A 16170-nucleotide genomic window follows, 5' to 3' on the forward strand; every position below is an offset into this window, starting at 1 on the left:
GCAACTACCGACGAACCGCCGGGCATGGCCAGGCGGTTCCATTTCCCTACCAACCACCGCCCAGCGCGCGGTACAGCTCCACCCGCGCGATCGCAGCCGTGGCCTGGCTGTTGGCCAGCGCAGCCTGGTTGTCCAGCGCGATGCGCTGGGTGGTCAGCACATCCAGCATGTCGACCACGCCAGCCTGGTACTGCCGGCGCGCCGCGCCCAGTGCGCTCTCGCTCTCGTCCACCGCCACATGCAGCTGCACCGTGCGCTGCTGCTCGGCGGCATAGCCATCGATGGCGTCGTCCACTTCGTGCCAGGCCTGCAGCACGGTACGGCGGAACTGCAGCGCCGACTGTTGCTGCTGCAGCCTGCTCAGCGCGAGGTTGGCCTTCAGCCGCCCGCCCTGGAAGATCGGTACGCTGATGGACGGCCCGATGCTGAAGCGGTGCGCGTTCCAGCCATCCAGATCATCCAGCTGCTTGGCCTGGAACCCAGCGTCGCCATTCAAGGTGATGCGCGGCAGGAAACTGGCCTTGGCCACGCCGATGCCGGCCGTTGCCGCATGCAGTGCCGCTTCGGCACGACGGATGTCCGGGCGACGCTCGGCCAGTTCACTGGGCAGCCCCACCGCCACCGCCGGCAACGCCGGCCAGTCACGGCGTGCATCCTGCAGCTGCGCGTCCAGCGCCTGCGGCGGCTGCGCCAACAGGAACGCCAGCGCATTGCGCAGCTGCGATTCGCGATGCCGCAGCGGCGCGATGCGTGCCTGCAGCGATGCCACCTGCGCGGACGCGCTGGACACCTGCAGCGTGCTGGCCACGCCCTGTTGCTGGCGTGCCTCGGTCAGGCGCTTCATGTCGAGGGCGATGCTGAGGTTGTCCTCGGTGATCGCCAGCAGCTGCCGCGTCGCGCGCAGCTGCAGGTAATCACGCGCGGTTTCCGCCAGCAGCGCGATGCGCACCGCGTGTGCATCCTCCTCGGCCATCTGCACGCGTGCGTCGGCCGCTTCCACCTGGCGGCGCACACGCCCCCACAGATCCAGTTCCCAGCTCAGGCCGATGCCGGCCTGGAACAGCCCGTAGTCATCACGGCCGCCGTTGCCGGACGGATCATTCAGGCCCACCTCGCTGTTGCGTGCACGCACGCCACTGGCGCTCGCGCTGACGCTGGGCAGGCGATCGGCGGCGGTGATGCCACGTGCGGCGCGGCTCTGCTGCACGCGGTTGGCGGCCAGCTGCAGGTCCAGGTTGGCCGCGAGCACCTGGCCGGCAAGCTGCCCCAGCAGTGGATCGTCGAAGCCGGCCCACCAGGCCGCGTCCTGGTCGATGGCGTTGCCGGCGACCGCCTCACCCTGCCAGTGGCTGGGCAGTTCCGCCTGCGGGCGTACGAAGTCCGGACCCATCGTGCAAGCAGCCAGGGCCGTGCACAGGCTGGCCGCAACGAAGGTGCGGAACAGGGTGACTGCGCTCATGCACCCTCCCCGCTCTTGTGGCCCGGACTGTGCTGCACGCTCTGCGCGCGGGCGCGGCTGCCCAGGTCAACACTGGCTTCCACCGACATGCCGGCACGCAGCTGGTCCAGCAGTGGCTGGCCGGGTTCCAGCACGATCTTGACGGGAATGCGCTGCACCACCTTGGTGAAGTTGCCGGTGGCGTTTTCCGGTGCGACGGCGGCGAAGGTGACGCCGGTGGCCGGTGCGATGCTGTCGATGTGCCCGCGCAGCGGCTTGCCCGGGAACACGTCCACCTTCAGCTCGACCTGTTGGCCGGCCTGCATGCGGGTCATCTGCGTTTCCTGGAAGTTGGCGACCACGAAGGCGCGCTTCAGCGGTACCACCGCAGCCACCGGCGTACCCGGGGTCAGGTAGGCGCCCACGCGTACCGCACGGCGGCCGACCATGCCGTCGATCGGCGCGCGCAGCACGGTGTGCGACAGGTCCAGTTCGGCACGCGCCTGCGCCGCTTCTGCACGCTGTACCGCCGCCTGTGCGGCCTGCACGCCAGCGCTGAGGATGTCGGTGCGCTGGCGTGCGGTCGACAGCGCGGCCTGGCCCTGCTGCAGGTGCGCACTGGCCACGGCCTGCTTCGACTGCGCCTGCTGCGCGTTCTGCACGGTGCCGGCGCCATCACGGGCCAGTTCGCGGTAACGCTGCTGGTCGGCGCTGGCCAGGGTCAGTTCGGAGCGGCTGACATCGACACTGGCCCTGGCCTGTTCAATCAGCGAGTCCTGCTGGGCCAGTGCGGCCTGCGCGTTGGCCAGCTGTGCACGGGCGTTGGCGAGGTCGGCACGGGCCGCCTGCAGGGCCACCTGGTAGTCGCGGTCGTCGATGCGGGCAAGCACGTCGCCCGCCTTCACCGACTGGTTGTCCTCTACTTCCACGGCACTGACGAAGCCGGGAATCTTCGGCGCGACCAGCGTGTAGTCGGCAACGACATAGGCATTGTTGGTGGTCTGGTGACCGCCGTCGCGCAGCAGCAGCCAGGCACCGATGGCCAGGGCGAGCACGCCCAGGCCCAGGCCGGTATTGAGAGTGGTTCGATTGATCGTCATGAGGGGGTTCCTGCGAAAGGTTCAGGCCACGGCACGTGGCGGATGGATGCGGGTGGGCATCCAGGCAATGAGGGGAATGAAGGCCAGCGCCACCAGCGCGACCACCCAGTACAGGTCGGCCGAGGTCAGCGCCTGCACCTGCGCATGCAGGCGCGCGCCCAGCTGCGGGCCCTCGGCCAGCCACGGCTGCTCGCCAAGGCGGTCGACCAGCACGGTGGAATGGAAATGACGGCGGCCCTGGGCGACGGCATCCAGCACGCCGCTGGCGAGCACGGCAGCAAAGCCCTTGACCGTGTTGAACCACGCCGAGGCGAACGGACCGTCCTGCGGTGCCAGCCCGCCAGTGGCCAGCATCAGCAGCGGCAACACCGCCATCGGCTGGGCGAATACCTGCAGCAGCTGTACCCACAGGAAGTTGTCGCGGATCCAGGCCACATCCAGGTGCGAGCCCAGCCAGCAGGCCAGCGCCAGCATCGCCAGGCCGGTGGCCTGCACCCAGCGGCAATCCACTGCGCGGATGTTCAACAACGCCGCCACCAACGGCAGTGCGATCACCTGTGGCAGCGCCACCCACAGCAGCATCGGTGCGGTCTGCAATGGCCGGTAGCCCTGCACGCTGGCCAGGAAACCGGAGGGAATCGAGATCACTGCCAGCAGCACGAACAGCACGCCGCCCAGCGTCACCAGCGAGTAGCTGAGGTTGCGGTTGGCCAGCAGCTGCAGCTTGAAGAACGGCAGCGGGTGGAACCATTCATTGATCATGAACAGCACCATCAGGCCGGCGCCGCCACCAATCATCAGGGTGATCATCGGCGAGTCGAACCAGTTCAGGCGCGGGCCCTGCACCAGGCCCAGCACCAGCAGCACCAGCGCCGGCAGGCCCAGCGCCAGGCCCACGCCATCGAACTGGGCAAAACGCTCCAGCCGCAGCGGGTCCTGCGGCAGGCCCCAGCTGACCATCGCCATGGCAGCCAGGCAGTACGGCACGATCTGCCAGAACGCCCAGTGCCAGCCCACCTGCTCGACCCAGAACGCGGCCAGCGGCGTGCCCATGCTCGGGCCGAAGGTGGCGGTCAACGCGTAGCCGGCCAGGCCATACAACTTGATGCCCGGCGGCAGGAAGCGCAGTGCCACGCTCATCAGCAGCGGCGGCAGCGCACCACCACACAGCCCCTGCAGCGCGCGCAGCAGCAGGAACACCTGCAGGTTCGGGGCAAGCGGGCAGAGCACGCCCAGCACCATGAAGCCACCGATCATCGCCAGCGCGAAGCGGCGCAGCGAGAAGGTGGCGGCACACCACGGGGCGAAGGCCATCGCGCTGACCGACATCGCGCTGTAGAGGGCGACGATCCAGCTGCCGTCATCGACGCTGAAACCCATCGCACCGCGGATGTCGGCCAGGGCGACCTTGGTGATGTTCTCGTTGAAGCCCGACACCAGCACCGCCAGCAGCACGCCACACAGGCCGACCAGAACGCGGCGGTCGAGCCCGGGGGCGGCGGCAGGACGGGGCGCAGCAGCGGCCGGGACAGCGGCGGCCGGCGTACTCATCGCCGGGCACCGATCCGTGCAGTGCACGGCATGTTGGGGGTCATTGGAATGCGCTCAGTGAAACTCCGGGGAGCGCAGTCTAGGGAGCTGGTACCCTGCGAAAAATGGCGCAGCCCGCATCCCAGGCGTGCGTCACGCGCACGCATGAAAGTGTCAGCGCGGAGCCTCCCCTGCGCTTTCGCACATGGTCTTGATCGAGCGCCGCAGCCACTGGTGCGCAGCATCGTTGTCCAGCCGCGGGTGCCAGGCCTGGACGATGGCGGCGGTGCGCACCGGGATCGGCAGCGGGAACAGGCGCAGCGGCAGGCGCATGCTGACGATCCGCTCCAGCATCACGCTCGGCATCTGCGGCAGGATCAGGTCCGACTCGGCGGCCGCGAAGATCGCGCCGTGGAAGGTCGGGCTGATCAGCGCCACCCGCCGCTGCAGGCCCAGCGTGGCCAGGTCGTCATCGATCGGGCCACGCGGCAGCCCCCGCCGCGACACCGCGATGTGGTCGCAGGCAGCAAAACGCTCGGCGCTGATCTCCTCATCGAACAACGGATGATCTTCGCGCGCGGCGCCCATGAACGAGGTACTGAACAGGTTCTGCACCTTGGTATCGGGCGCGTGCTTGCCGGCGGTGCTGATGTACAGGTCGATCCGGCCCTGCGCCATCGCGTCGTCGTCGGTATCGCCCTCGGGCACGAAGCGCAGCACCGCGCGCGGCGCCTGCTGGCGGAACAGTTCACGCAGGCGTCCGCCGAATCCACCGATGAAGACATCATTGGCGCGGACATTGAAGGTGCGCTCCAGGGTGCGCAGGTCGATCTCGCGACCGGCGTTGAACACACGGTGGGCCTGCTCGATCACATCGCGGACCTGCTCACGCAGCTGCAGCGCGCGGGGCGTGGGGGCCAGACCGCGGCCGGCACGCACCAGCACCGGGTCGCCCAGCGCGGTGCGGATCCGGCCCAGGGTACGGCTCATCGCCGGCGCGCTCAGGTTCATCCGCCGCGCGGCGGCGGCCACGCTGCATTCGTCAATCAGCACGTCCAGTGCCAGCAACAGGTTCAGGTCCGGCAGGGGCATGACAGTCTCCAGTAAATCAGATGACTCTACGACACTTGTAACCACGGAGGATTGCGTTTTACGCATTCATTGACTGCCGCGCACGGCATGGGTGCGCGCAGTGACATCGGCGACCATCCCCGGCCTGCCAAGGAGACATCCATGTTCAATACCCTGCTGGTCGCCCTGGACGGTGGCCCCCAGCACGCACGCGTGCTGGACCTGGCCGCAGCCATCGCCGGCCCCCACAGCCGCCTGCACCTGCTGTGCGTGCTCGACCCCGAATTCGCGCTGGCGGCCGATGCCAGCGACGCCGACCGCATCGAGTACCCGGAAGCCGCCCGCCAGCGCTCGCGGGCCGAAGCGGTGCTGGCCGAAGCCCTGGCCGAGCTGCGCGAGCGCGGCGTCGACGCCATCGCGCAGATTCCCTCGGGTGACCCGGGCGAAGTGATCAGCGAGCAGGCCCGGCGCCTGAAGTGCGACCTGATCGTCATCGGCCACCGCCACCTGTCCCGCCTGGAACGCCTGTTCGAACCCTCGATCGGGCAATGGACCATCGACCACGCGCCCTGTCCCGTGCTGGTGGAAACCCGCGACCCACAACCCTAGCAACCATGGCCTCCCGTTCCCCGTTGTTTCCCACCCGCGTCAACTACCGCGCCTTCGGCCGCCAGTTCGGCCGCGGCGAACAGGCACTGCTGGCGGCGATACGCCAGCTGCACGATCCTGATCAACAGGCCGATGGACTCGCCCAGCTGAGCAGCCTCGGTATTGATCCCGAAGGCTGCGACGCGTTCGTCGGCCTGCTGCCGCTGCTGGCCACGCCCACCGCCCCGATCGACCTGCTGCCCGCTGGCTCACCGTTCATCGCGGCCAGCGAACTGGACCTGCTGGTCTGCCTGCTGCGCATCGCCCAGTGGCGGCATGCACGCCCGCGCGAAGATGACACGCTGGCACCGTTGCGCCAGCAGCTGGCGCGCTGTGCGATGGCCGTGCAGGCGGCAAACCTGCCGTTGCGCCAGCGCTCTTTGTCACCGGTCGGGCTGAGGCTGCTCGATCCCACTGGCTGGTTGCGGCAGCGCTGACCCGGCCGCGCCGCCCGTGCGTAATCACGCACGGGGACCGGGCACCCGGCGCGCTCAGCAATCCATCCTGCCGTGCGCACTGCCTTCGTCGTCGAGCACGTGCGCATGCAGGATCACCTGGTTGCGACCGGCACGCTTGGCGGCGTACAGGCCGGCATCGGCATCCGCCAGCAACTGATCCGCGCTGGCCAGAGCCGGCGGGTGCAGGTAGCCCACGCCGATGCTGATACTGACCGACCCTTCCGGCAGTGGCAGCGCCGCCACCGCCTCACGCAGGCGCTCGGCCAGCGCCAGCACGCCCGACAGCGGGCTTCCGGGCACGATCACCGCAAATTCCTCGCCGCCGTAACGGGCAACACTGTCACCGGCACGGCCGGCACTGATCTTCAGGACCGTGGCCACGGCCTGCAGGCAGCGGTCCCCGGCCGGATGTCCGTGGCGGTCGTTGAAGGCCTTGAAGTGGTCGATATCCACCAGCAGCAGGCCCAGCTCGGTGCCGCTGCGCCGCGCACGGTTCCATTCCGCCAGCAGCAGTGCATCGAACTCACGCCGGTTGGCCACACCGGTCAGGCCATCCTGCCGAGCGAGCTGGTCCAGCGATGCCTGCCGTTCCATCAGGTCCACCTGCAACAGGATGCTGCGCACGCCGAAGCCCAGCGTTGCCACCACGAAGCCAGTGACCGCCAGCGGCCGCGCATGATCAACCACCAGGGTACCGACCACCAGCAGCAGCAATGGCAGGATCATCGGCCCCGCCGCCTGCACCGTTCTGCCCAGCCTCGGGTGCATCACGAACGTCGGCGCAGGCGCCTGGCTCATCGCCAGCAACGCCAGCAGCAGGAACGGCAGGTCGATCAGCAGATCGTTGTAGGCACCGAAGGACTGTTCCGAGGTGTAGTGGTTGATGTAGTACGCCACCATCAGGTAGCCCACCGCGTAGATCGCCAGCGCGCGGAAGAAGTTGCGCCGCTCCGGAACGTCTCCCACCAGCCAGCGCACCACCGCAAACCCGGCAATGCACAGATTCTGGATATCGAACATGCGCTGCATGTTGGACAACGCGTGGTCGTCGATGTCGACGCGCGCGGCGAACGACTGCGCATGCACGAAGAACAGCACGCCCAGCAACGCGGCCATCGCCGCGTCGATCAGGCTGATGCTCAGCCGCTCGCGGCGTGCACGGGCCAGGATGAACACCAGCGGCACGCCGTACAGCACATACAGGAACAGGCTGGCCTGCGGCGTGACATCGGCACGGCCGGCACCGAGCGCATCGATCATGTTGACGGCCATGCCACCCGCCCAGAGCAGCAGCGCCAGGGCGGTGGCGCGCCAGCCGAGCGCGGCACGGTCGCGGCGCGCCCGCCACAGGCAGGCCGCCGCCGCCAGCAACGGGGCACCCGTGAGGAACCCGAAGGAACCCGCACCGGCCGGACCCGACCACAGGGCCACGACTAGGCCGTGGCAGAGCACATACAGCAGCGCCAGCACTACCGGCATGCATCCCCCGATCCGCAAGGCCGTATGGGCGCACGATAGCCCCGCTCGCGCCACGGCCACGTGATCCAATACAGCAAATACGACACGTCGCGTGCCCCGCCATGGGAGTGCCGGCCGCTGGCCGGCAATCCCGGGGAATCACAGGGCTGCAGGTTGCCGGCCAGCGGCCGGCACTACCGGAAAGCCGTCAGCCGTGCAGGGCGCGGGCGTGGTGGGCGATGTGCTCGCCGATGAAACTGGCGATGAAGTAGTAGCTGTGGTCGTAGCCCGGCTGCAGGCGCAGGGTCAGCGGATGGCCGGCGGCATCACAGGCCTGCTGCAGGCGCTGCGGTTGCAGCTGGGTCTGCAGGAATTCGTCCGCCTGGCCCTGGTCGACCAGCAACGGCAGGCGCTCAGTGGCCACGGCGACCAGTTCGCTGGCATCCCACTGCGCCCAGTCCGCCGGGTTGTCGCCCAGGTAGGCGTGGAAGGCCTTCTGCCCCCACGGCACGTGGCTGGGCGCAACGATCGGCGAGAACGCCGACACGCTGCGGTAGCGCCCCGGGTTGCGCAGCGCGATCACCAGCGCACCGTGACCGCCCATCGAGTGGCCGCTGATGCCGCGCGCATCGGTGACCGGGAAATTCGCCTCGATCAGTGCCGGCAGTTCCTGCGCCACGTAGTCGTGCATGCGGTAGTACTTCGCCCACGGTGCACGGGTGGCATTGAGGTAGAACCCCGCCCCCTTGCCCAGGTCATAGCCCTCGGCATCGGCCACGTCATCGCCGCGTGGGCTGGTATCGGGCGCGACGATGATCACGCCATGCTCGGCCGCGTAGCGCTGCGCGCCCGCCTTGGTGATGACGTTCTGCTCGGTGCAGGTCAGCCCGCTCAGCCAGTAAAGCACCGGCAGTTTCTGCGTTTCCGCCTGCGGCGGCAGGTACACGGCGAACTGCATGTCGCAGCCCAGCGTGGTGGAATGATGGCGGTAGACGTCCTGCCAGCCGCCGAAACAGGCGCGGTGTTCAATGCGTTCCATGGTGCTCTCCTGCGCGGCGCGTCAGCGCACGCGTGCTTCTGGTAGATGCCGACCTTGGTCGGCTTATCCACGCGCGGCGTGGATGCCTTTGTTGATCCGTTCATCCAGCTGCGCCAGCAGGCGCAGCAACGATTCGACGCCAGGCTGGCCATCAAGATTGCGCCAGGCCGCCACGGCCACATCGCTGCGCGGCGGCCACTGTCCGGCTGCGCGCGCCTCATGAAGGCGCGGCAGGAATACCTGCGCAAGCCACTGCTCGAACGGCATGCCATCGTCGCTGCCGAAGGCCGAGGTCACCGCACGCGGTGGCCCCACCTCGCCCACTACCCAGCCCAGCGCACGCAACGCCTGCTCGATCGGAACCACCAGGGCCGCGCGCGGGTCTTCCGCACGCGGCCGGCGCAGGGCATCCAGCCAGCCCATGACGCGGCTCAGTAGTGGACCACCGAACGGATCGACTTGCCTTCGTGCATCAGGTCGAAGGCTTCGTTGATCTTGTCCAGGTCCATGGTGTGGGTGACGAACGGTGCCAGTTCGATATCGCCCTTCATCGCGTCCTCCACCATGCCCGGCAACTGGCTGCGGCCCTTCACGCCGCCGAAGGCAGTGCCCATCCATTTGCGCCCGGTCACCAGCTGGAACGGACGGGTGGAGATCTCCTGGCCCGAACCGGCCACGCCGATCACCACGCTCTGGCCCCAGCCACGGTGCGCGCATTCCAGCGCCGCGCGCATCACGTTGACGTTGCCGATGCACTCGAAGCTGTGGTCCACGCCCCAGGTGGTCATCTCGACGATGACCTGCTGGATCGGCTTGTCGTAGTCCTTCGGGTTGATGCAGTCGGTGGCGCCGAATTCGCGCGCCAGTTCGAACTTGGACGGGTTGGTGTCCACCGCGATGATGCGGCCGGCCTTGGCCTGGCGCGCACCCTGGATCACCGCCAGGCCGATGCCACCCAGGCCGAACACCGCCACGCTGTCGCCCTCCTGCACCTTGGCGGTGTTGTGCACCGCGCCGATGCCGGTGGTGACGCCACAACCGAGCAGGCAGACGTGCTCCGGGTTCGCGTCCGGATTGATCTTCGCCAGCGAGACTTCGGCCACCACGGTGTACTCGCTGAAGGTCGAGCAACCCATGTAGTGGTACAGCGGCTCGCCGTTGTAGCTGAAGCGGCTGGTGCCGTCGGGCATCACGCCCTTGCCCTGGGTGGCACGCACCGACACGCACAGGTTGGTCTTGCCGCTCTTGCAGAACAGGCACTCGCCACACTCGGCGGTGTACAGCGGAATCACGTGGTCGCCGGGCTTGACGCTGGTCACGCCCTCACCGACCTCCACCACGATGCCGGCGCCTTCATGGCCCAGCACCACCGGGAACAGGCCTTCCGGATCATCGCCGGACAGGGTGAAGGCATCGGTGTGGCAGACACCGGTGTGGGTGATCTTGACCAGCACCTCGCCCTTCTTCGGCGGGGCGACGTCGATCTCGACGATCTGCAGCGGCTGGCCGGGACCAAAGGCGACGGCGGCACGGGACTTCATGGTGGCTTCTCCAGGATCAGGCGGAAAGGGAATGGCAGGACGATCGGCGCGATATGGCGCCGATGCTTATTTCAGGTACGAGCGGATCAACGCGCTCATGTCGCGCACGCGTTCGGCGCGTTGTTCGTCTGAGGCAGCGGGTTGCCCGAACTCCTCGCGCAGATGGGCCTCCATCACTTCGGACATCAGGCCATTGACCGCGCCACGGATGGCGGCGATCTGCTGCAGCACCGGCCCGCAGTCGGCACCGGCTTCCAGCGCGCGATCCAGCGCATCGCACTGGCCGCGGATGCGGCGCACGCGGGCCAGGACCTTCTTCTTCTCTTCGGGGGAGTGCGGCATGGCGGGGCCACTTCGGAACTATACTGGGGGATAGTATACACAGAGGGGCGAATGAAGCCATCTGGTGCTGCCGAGGCATGCCCCAGGGACAGATCAGCCCAGAATATGAATGAACAATAAATAGATTCATTTGTTACTTTTTCATGACGTAGGGTGTCGCATTCGCGCCTGCGTTTACCCCTGAGTCACATTGGCGTGACCAGGGAGAAATCATGTACCGACCGTTGTTCGCCCGCAGTCGCTTGTCTGTCGCGCTGGGTTCGGCATTGGTGCTGGTGGCCGCCGCACCGGCCATGGCGCAGCAGGCCGCCACGCAGGAACAGAAGGCCGAGCCCGCCAGCAGCAAGACCCCCGTGCAGCTGGACCGGATGACCGTCACCGGCTCGCGCATCTACCGCGCCGGTTTCGACACGCTCGAGCCCGCCGCGGTGGTCAGCCGTGAATCGATCGAGAACTATGGCGACACCAACCTCATCGATGCCCTGACCCGGATTCCCGGGGTCAGTGCCGGCGTCAGTTCGCGCGGCGACCAGGCCGGCTTCGGTGCAGGCGTCAACTTCGCCAGCAAGTTCGGGCTGGGCAGCAATCGCCTGCTGACCTTGGTCAATGGACGCCGCTTCGTCACCTCTACACCGCCCACCATCTTCGGAGCCGGCGGCGGCTCGGGCATCCAGGTCGACATGAACGCCATTCCCAGCGTCATGGTGCAACGCATTGAAAGCCTGAGCGTTGGCGGTGCCCCCACCTATGGCTCGGATGCGATCTCCGGCGTCAACAACATCATCCTGCGCGACCGGTTCGAGGGTGCCGAAGTCGAACTGGGCTACGGCAGGACCAGCAAGAACGACAACGAGCGCTACTCCTGGTCGGCCATCTTCGGTACCGACTTCGCTGATGGCCGTGGCCACATCGTGGTTGCCGCCGAGCTGGACAACGCCGATGGGGTGAACGCGCTGCAACGCGATTTCTACCGCCAGGGCTACAGCCTGCAGGCCAATCCCACGGCGGCCAATGCCACTGCCCAGCCCCTGCGCCGGCCGACCAATGATGGCCGCATCGACGGCAGCATTCCGTTCAACACCGGGCCCCGCGATGGTATCCCCGACCAGGTCTGGATCCGCAACCGGCGCATTGCCAGCATGACCTTCGGTGGCCTGGTGATGCCGGCGACCGGCAGCTACACGCGCAACGGCCTGGGCGACATCCTTGGCTTCGGCCCGAACAAAGACAAACTGTGGCAGTTCAACAACGAGGGCAAGCTGGTCGAGTTCAATCCCGGCACCAGCTACGCGGGCGGCAACGCCTCCGGCGGTGACGGCCTGAACCTGTTCGAGACGGTGCCGCTGATCGCCGACCTCGAACGACGCTCGGTGTTCTCCACCGGCAGCTTCGACTTCACCGACAACGTGCGCGGCTTCTTCGAACTTTCGCGATACGAAGCGACCGCCCGCGAAACCCTCGACCAGAACGTCTACAACGCGGTGTCCTTCGGCAATGCGCGCCTGGACGGCGGCGGTACCGCCAGCGGTGCACTGACCTTCAGCGCCAGCAATCCGTTCCTCAGTGCGGAAACCCGCAAGATCCTCGCCGACAACGGCATCACCTCGTTCCGCCTGTCGCGATCTTCGCGCGACCTGTCGATGAACAACGCCAGCACCGAAACCCGCCTGACCCGTGCGGTGCTCGGCCTGAACGGCTTCTTCGAGGTCGGAAAGCGCAGCTTCAACTGGGAAGCCAGCGTCACCCACGGCCGCGGTGACTTCGACTACCTCGGCACCGGCCTGATCCAGCAGAACTTCATCAATGCGATCAACGTCACCACCGACGCCAGCGGGCGCATCATCTGTGATGCCACCCGCCCGGGCACCACGGCCGATGCGAACTGCCGCCCGCTGAATCTGTTCGGCGAGAACCAGGCGTCGCGCGAAGCCCTGGACTATGTCTCCACCCGGACCGTGGCCAAGGCGCAGACCCGCCAGACCGTCATCAATGCGTCGGTATCCGGCGGCCTGTTCGATCTTCCCGGCGGCGAGCTGTCCGCGGCGGCCGGCTTCGAACACCGCCGCGAAGAAGGCTCCTTCACCCCCAGCGAGTACCAGCGCCTGGGCCAGGGCCGCTCAGTGCCGACCCAGGCGGCGGAAGGCAAGTACCACACCAATGAAGTGTTCGCCGAAGTGCTGGCACCGCTGTTCAATCCCGACTGGGATATTCCGGGCCTGCATCGCCTGGACCTGACCGCCAAATTCCGCCGCGTCGACAACTCCGTCGCCGGCGCGTTCAATGCGTTCACCTACGGCATCCAGTACGAACCGATCGCCGGCCTGCAGCTGCGCGGCAACAAGACCCAGTCACTACGCGCGCCCTCCATCGCCGAGCTCTACACCACCCAGCAGCCGGCCTACTACAACATCCCGGAAGTGTGCTCGCTGGACAACATCAGCGGCGGCTCAAATCCGGCGGTGCGTCGCCGCAACTGCGAGGCGTTCTTCGCCGCCTACCCGGGTGCCGATCCGAACACCTTCCGCCAGCAGCCGACCAATACGCTGGGTTCGACCAACGGCAGCACCCGCCTGCAGAACGAAACGGCGAAGTCGTGGACGGCCGGCATCGTGTTCGCCCCAGAATGGATCCCAGGCCTGCGCGTCGCTGCCGACTGGTATGACATCAAGATCAACAACGTGATCACGTCACTGAGCGCCAACGACATCATCACCGGTTGCTTCGACACTGCCGACTTCAACGCCGCCAACGTGCCCAACGCCAACCGCTTCTGCAGCCTGGTGACGCGTGATCCGAACACCGGCGTGGCTACCAGCATCAAGACCGAGTATGGCAACGGCCCGGTGCTGATGTTCCGTGGCTGGACCGCCGAAGTCGGCTACCGTTGGGACCTGTCGCGCTTCGGCGTACTGGACCTGGACTTCTACGGCTACATGCCGAAGAACCGTGGCCAGGCCGCGAACCGGGACGTGCCGTTCGTCGAACAGGCGGGCAGCTTCAACGAGCCCAAGCGCCAGTTCCGTTGGACCGCCCAGCATCGCATCGGCAACTGGAACTACGGCGTGGCCTCCAACTACACCAGCCGCGCCCAGTACACGATGACCGATACCCCGGAAAGCCGTCAGTACTTCTACCGCGACAGCTGGACCACCTGGGACGCCAACGTCACCTACCGCATCACCGACGCCGCGCGCGTGACGTTGTCGGTGATCAACGTGGGCGATGACATCGGGCCGTTCCCGTATGTGCTGGATGCACTGGGCCGTCGCTATATGGCCAGCCTGCGCTACAACTTCAAGTAGGCCTGGCGCAGCGTTTCCACAGGCGGGGCCCGGTGTACGGGCCCCGCTCAATCAAACAGACCTTGTTCCGCCAACCGGGTCAGCTCATCCACCACGTAGCGCACCTTCGGCCGCAGGTGGCGCGTCGGTGGCCACAGCGCATGGATGTCGATGTGCCGCTGCATGTGTTCGTCCAGCACCGATTGCAGCACGCCGGAATCGAGATGGCGGCGCACCAGTGAAATGGGCATCTGGCAGATGCCGAGGCCGGCGATGGCCGCTTCGATCACCGCGTCGCCATCGTTGAGTTGATAGGGCGCACTGGGAATGAACGTTCCCTCGTCCTCCTCGCTGCCGATCCGCCACCAGATCGGTTGCCCGTGGCGGAAGCCGACGATGCTGCGGTGCTGCGCCAGTTCCTGCACCGTGCGCGGCACGCCATGCGCCTGCAGGTACGCCGGCGATGCGCAGGTGACCAGGCGCTGGCGCCCCAACCGGCGCGCGACCAGGTGCTCGGCCTGGTGCAGCCCACCGAAACGGATCAGCAGGTCGATGCCCTCTTCGACCGGATCGACGAAGTGATCGGTGAAGGTCATCGTCAACTGCAGGTCCGGATACTGGCGGCACAACCGCAGCAGCACCGGCAGCACCACCAGCCGCCCGAACGAAGACGGCATGTCGATGCGCAGCCGCCCGCTGGGTAGGCCCGCCGAACCCAGACAGGCCTCGGCCGCGGAGATTTCTTCCAGCGCCGCCGCACAGGAGGCGTAGTACGCCTCGCCATCAGTGGTCAGTGCGATGCGCCGCGTAGTGCGATGGAACAGGCGCACCCCCAGCCGCGCTTCCAGACGGGCGATGGCCTTGCCCACCGCCGAGCGCGAGATGCCCAGCGCGTCTGCCGCCTCGGTGAAGCTGCCCGAGCGTGCGGTCGTGACGAACGTCACCAGGCCATTCAAGGATTCCAGCGGCAGCATCGTTCGCACTCCATTGGGGACAAATATTCCCCCACCAAGGGAGATCGAAGCGCTTTATGCGCCTGCATGTCAACTCCATCCTGTGTGCATCGCGCCGCTGGCGCTCTTCCCCGTACCGAGGTGACCAACATGACCGCCGCCCTGTTCCGCCCGTTCGACCTGACAGGCATCGCCCTGCGCAACCGCATCGCGATGGCGCCGATGACCCGTGCCCGCAACCCCGGCTCGGTCGCCAATGAGCTCACCGCGCAGTACTACCGGCAGCGTGCCAGCGCCGGCCTGATCATCAGCGAAGGCACGCCGGTCTCGCCGCAGGGCCAGGGCTACATCGACGTGCCGGGTATCTGGTCGGCCGAGCAGGTGGCCGGGTGGAAGCTCGTCACCGAGGCGGTGCATGCCGCGCAGGGCACGATCTTCGCCCAGCTCTGGCACGTCGGCCGCATGTCGCATGCCTCGCTGCAGCCCGGGGGTGGACAACCGGTCAGCGCCGGCACCCGCCCGGTGGCCAGCGCACCGAAGAACACCTCGTTCGTGTACCTGGACGACGGCAGCCGCGGCCACGCCGATCCCACCCCGGCACGTGCACTGGAGACTGCGGAGATCCCCGGCATCATTGACGACTTCGTACGCGGGGCGGACAACGCCATTGCCGCCGGCTTCGACGGCATCGAACTGCATGCCGCCAACGGCTACCTGTTCGAGCAGTTCCTCAACCCGCTCATCAACGAACGCGAGGACCGCTACGGCGGCTCGCTGCCGAACCGCGCGCGATTGATCCTGGAGACGGTGGATGCGATGGCCCAGCGCATCGGCGCGCACCGAATCGGCGTACGCCTGGCACCGAACAACCTCACCTTCGACATGCCGTTCTACCCCGACAACGAAGCCACCTATCTGTACCTGGCCGAGGAACTGGGCAAGCGCGGGCTGGCCTATGTGCATCTCAACGACAACCTGCAGGCGGGGCAGTCGGTGCTGGGCGAGGCGTTCCTGCAGCAGTTGAAGCAGGTCTACGGTGGCACGTTGATCCTGGCCGGTGGCATGACCCGCGAACGCGCCCTGCAGCTGGTCGAGGCCGGCACCATCGACCTGGCCGCATTCGGCCAGCCGTTCATCGCCAACCCGGATCTGGTCGAACGCCTGCAGCACAACGTCGCACTGGCCACGCCCGACCGCAATACCTATTACGGTGGCGGCGAGGCAGGCTACCTCGATTACCCGCGCGCGCAGTAGAGCCACGCGATGCGTGGATGCGGGCGTACACTGCCCACCCGCATCCACCGGATCTGC

General features: G+C 67.3%; 14 protein-coding genes. 4 read left to right on the top strand and 10 right to left on the bottom strand.

Translation table 11 applies throughout. The annotated features are described in order from the left end of the window. Window positions 1-46 precede the first annotated feature (46 nt). The 4 genes from ACZK45_RS18230 to ACZK45_RS18245 form a co-directional block, all read right to left on the bottom strand. Window positions 47-1459 (bottom strand): efflux transporter outer membrane subunit, encoded by a 1413-nt coding sequence (locus ACZK45_RS18230; RefSeq protein WP_125895595.1) that lies wholly within the window; start codon window positions 1457-1459, stop codon window positions 47-49. Then, window positions 1456-2538, bottom strand: coding sequence for an HlyD family secretion protein (locus ACZK45_RS18235; protein WP_006384446.1), 1083 nt, complete (start codon window positions 2536-2538; stop codon window positions 1456-1458). Before ACZK45_RS18235 ends, ACZK45_RS18230 begins: the two co-directional genes overlap by 4 nt. A 21-nt stretch (window positions 2539-2559) precedes the next feature. Then, window positions 2560-4089: an MFS transporter gene (locus tag ACZK45_RS18240; protein WP_032129878.1), complete on the bottom strand. Its 1530-nt coding sequence runs from the start codon at window positions 4087-4089 to the stop codon at window positions 2560-2562. 153 nt (window positions 4090-4242) lie between these two features. Beyond that, window positions 4243-5160, bottom strand: a complete 918-nt coding sequence (locus tag ACZK45_RS18245) for a LysR family transcriptional regulator (protein ID WP_032129879.1) — start codon at window positions 5158-5160, stop codon at window positions 4243-4245. 141 nt (window positions 5161-5301) lie between these two features. Between ACZK45_RS18245 and ACZK45_RS18250 the strand changes: the two genes are divergently transcribed. Together ACZK45_RS18250 and ACZK45_RS18255 are read left to right on the top strand one after the other, a co-directional pair. Then, window positions 5302-5748, top strand: a complete 447-nt coding sequence (locus tag ACZK45_RS18250; protein WP_253143913.1) for a universal stress protein — start codon at window positions 5302-5304, stop codon at window positions 5746-5748. A 5-nt stretch (window positions 5749-5753) separates the two neighbouring features. Beyond that, window positions 5754-6224 (top strand): hypothetical protein, encoded by a 471-nt coding sequence (locus ACZK45_RS18255; RefSeq protein WP_049400257.1) that lies wholly within the window; start codon window positions 5754-5756, stop codon window positions 6222-6224. Between the two features lie 54 nt (window positions 6225-6278). Here the strand turns inward: ACZK45_RS18255 and ACZK45_RS18260 are convergent, their stop codons facing one another. The 5 genes from ACZK45_RS18260 to frmR all read right to left on the bottom strand — a co-directional run bounded on the left by ACZK45_RS18260 (window position 6279) and on the right by frmR (window position 10625). Then, window positions 6279-7724, bottom strand: coding sequence for a GGDEF domain-containing protein (locus tag ACZK45_RS18260; protein ID WP_125895596.1), 1446 nt, complete (start codon window positions 7722-7724; stop codon window positions 6279-6281). Between the two features lie 187 nt (window positions 7725-7911). After that, complete coding sequence (gene fghA / locus ACZK45_RS18265; RefSeq protein WP_253143910.1) at window positions 7912-8742, bottom strand: S-formylglutathione hydrolase; 831 nt, start codon at window positions 8740-8742, stop codon at window positions 7912-7914. Between the two features lie 63 nt (window positions 8743-8805). Continuing rightward, window positions 8806-9165, bottom strand: a complete 360-nt coding sequence (locus tag ACZK45_RS18270) for a YqcC family protein (RefSeq protein WP_012512081.1) — start codon at window positions 9163-9165, stop codon at window positions 8806-8808. An 8-nt stretch (window positions 9166-9173) separates the two neighbouring features. Then, window positions 9174-10283: an S-(hydroxymethyl)glutathione dehydrogenase/class III alcohol dehydrogenase gene (locus ACZK45_RS18275; protein WP_012512082.1), complete on the bottom strand. Its 1110-nt coding sequence runs from the start codon at window positions 10281-10283 to the stop codon at window positions 9174-9176. Between the two features lie 66 nt (window positions 10284-10349). Continuing rightward, window positions 10350-10625, bottom strand: coding sequence for a formaldehyde-responsive transcriptional repressor FrmR (gene frmR / locus ACZK45_RS18280; RefSeq protein ID WP_005411009.1), 276 nt, complete (start codon window positions 10623-10625; stop codon window positions 10350-10352). 212 nt (window positions 10626-10837) lie between these two features. Between frmR and ACZK45_RS18285 the strand changes: the two genes are divergently transcribed. Further along, window positions 10838-13927 carry a TonB-dependent receptor domain-containing protein gene (locus ACZK45_RS18285; RefSeq protein WP_121504397.1) on the top strand — a complete coding sequence of 1030 codons (3090 nt, stop codon included), beginning with the start codon at window positions 10838-10840 and terminating at the stop codon, window positions 13925-13927. 47 nt (window positions 13928-13974) lie between these two features. On the opposite strand, the gene ACZK45_RS18290 is transcribed toward ACZK45_RS18285, so the two are convergent. Next, window positions 13975-14880: a LysR family transcriptional regulator gene (locus ACZK45_RS18290; RefSeq protein ID WP_049461842.1), complete on the bottom strand. Its 906-nt coding sequence runs from the start codon at window positions 14878-14880 to the stop codon at window positions 13975-13977. Window positions 14881-15009: 129 nt separating this feature from the next. Here ACZK45_RS18290 and ACZK45_RS18295 point away from each other — a divergent pair, with 129 nt between their 5' ends. After that, entirely contained in the window at window positions 15010-16113 is a 1104-nt protein-coding gene (locus tag ACZK45_RS18295) for an alkene reductase (RefSeq protein ID WP_478445040.1), read from the top strand. Window positions 16114-16170: the final 57 nt, after the last annotated feature.

It is taken from the genome of Stenotrophomonas sp. 63632_Sma (genome assembly GCF_056482875.1).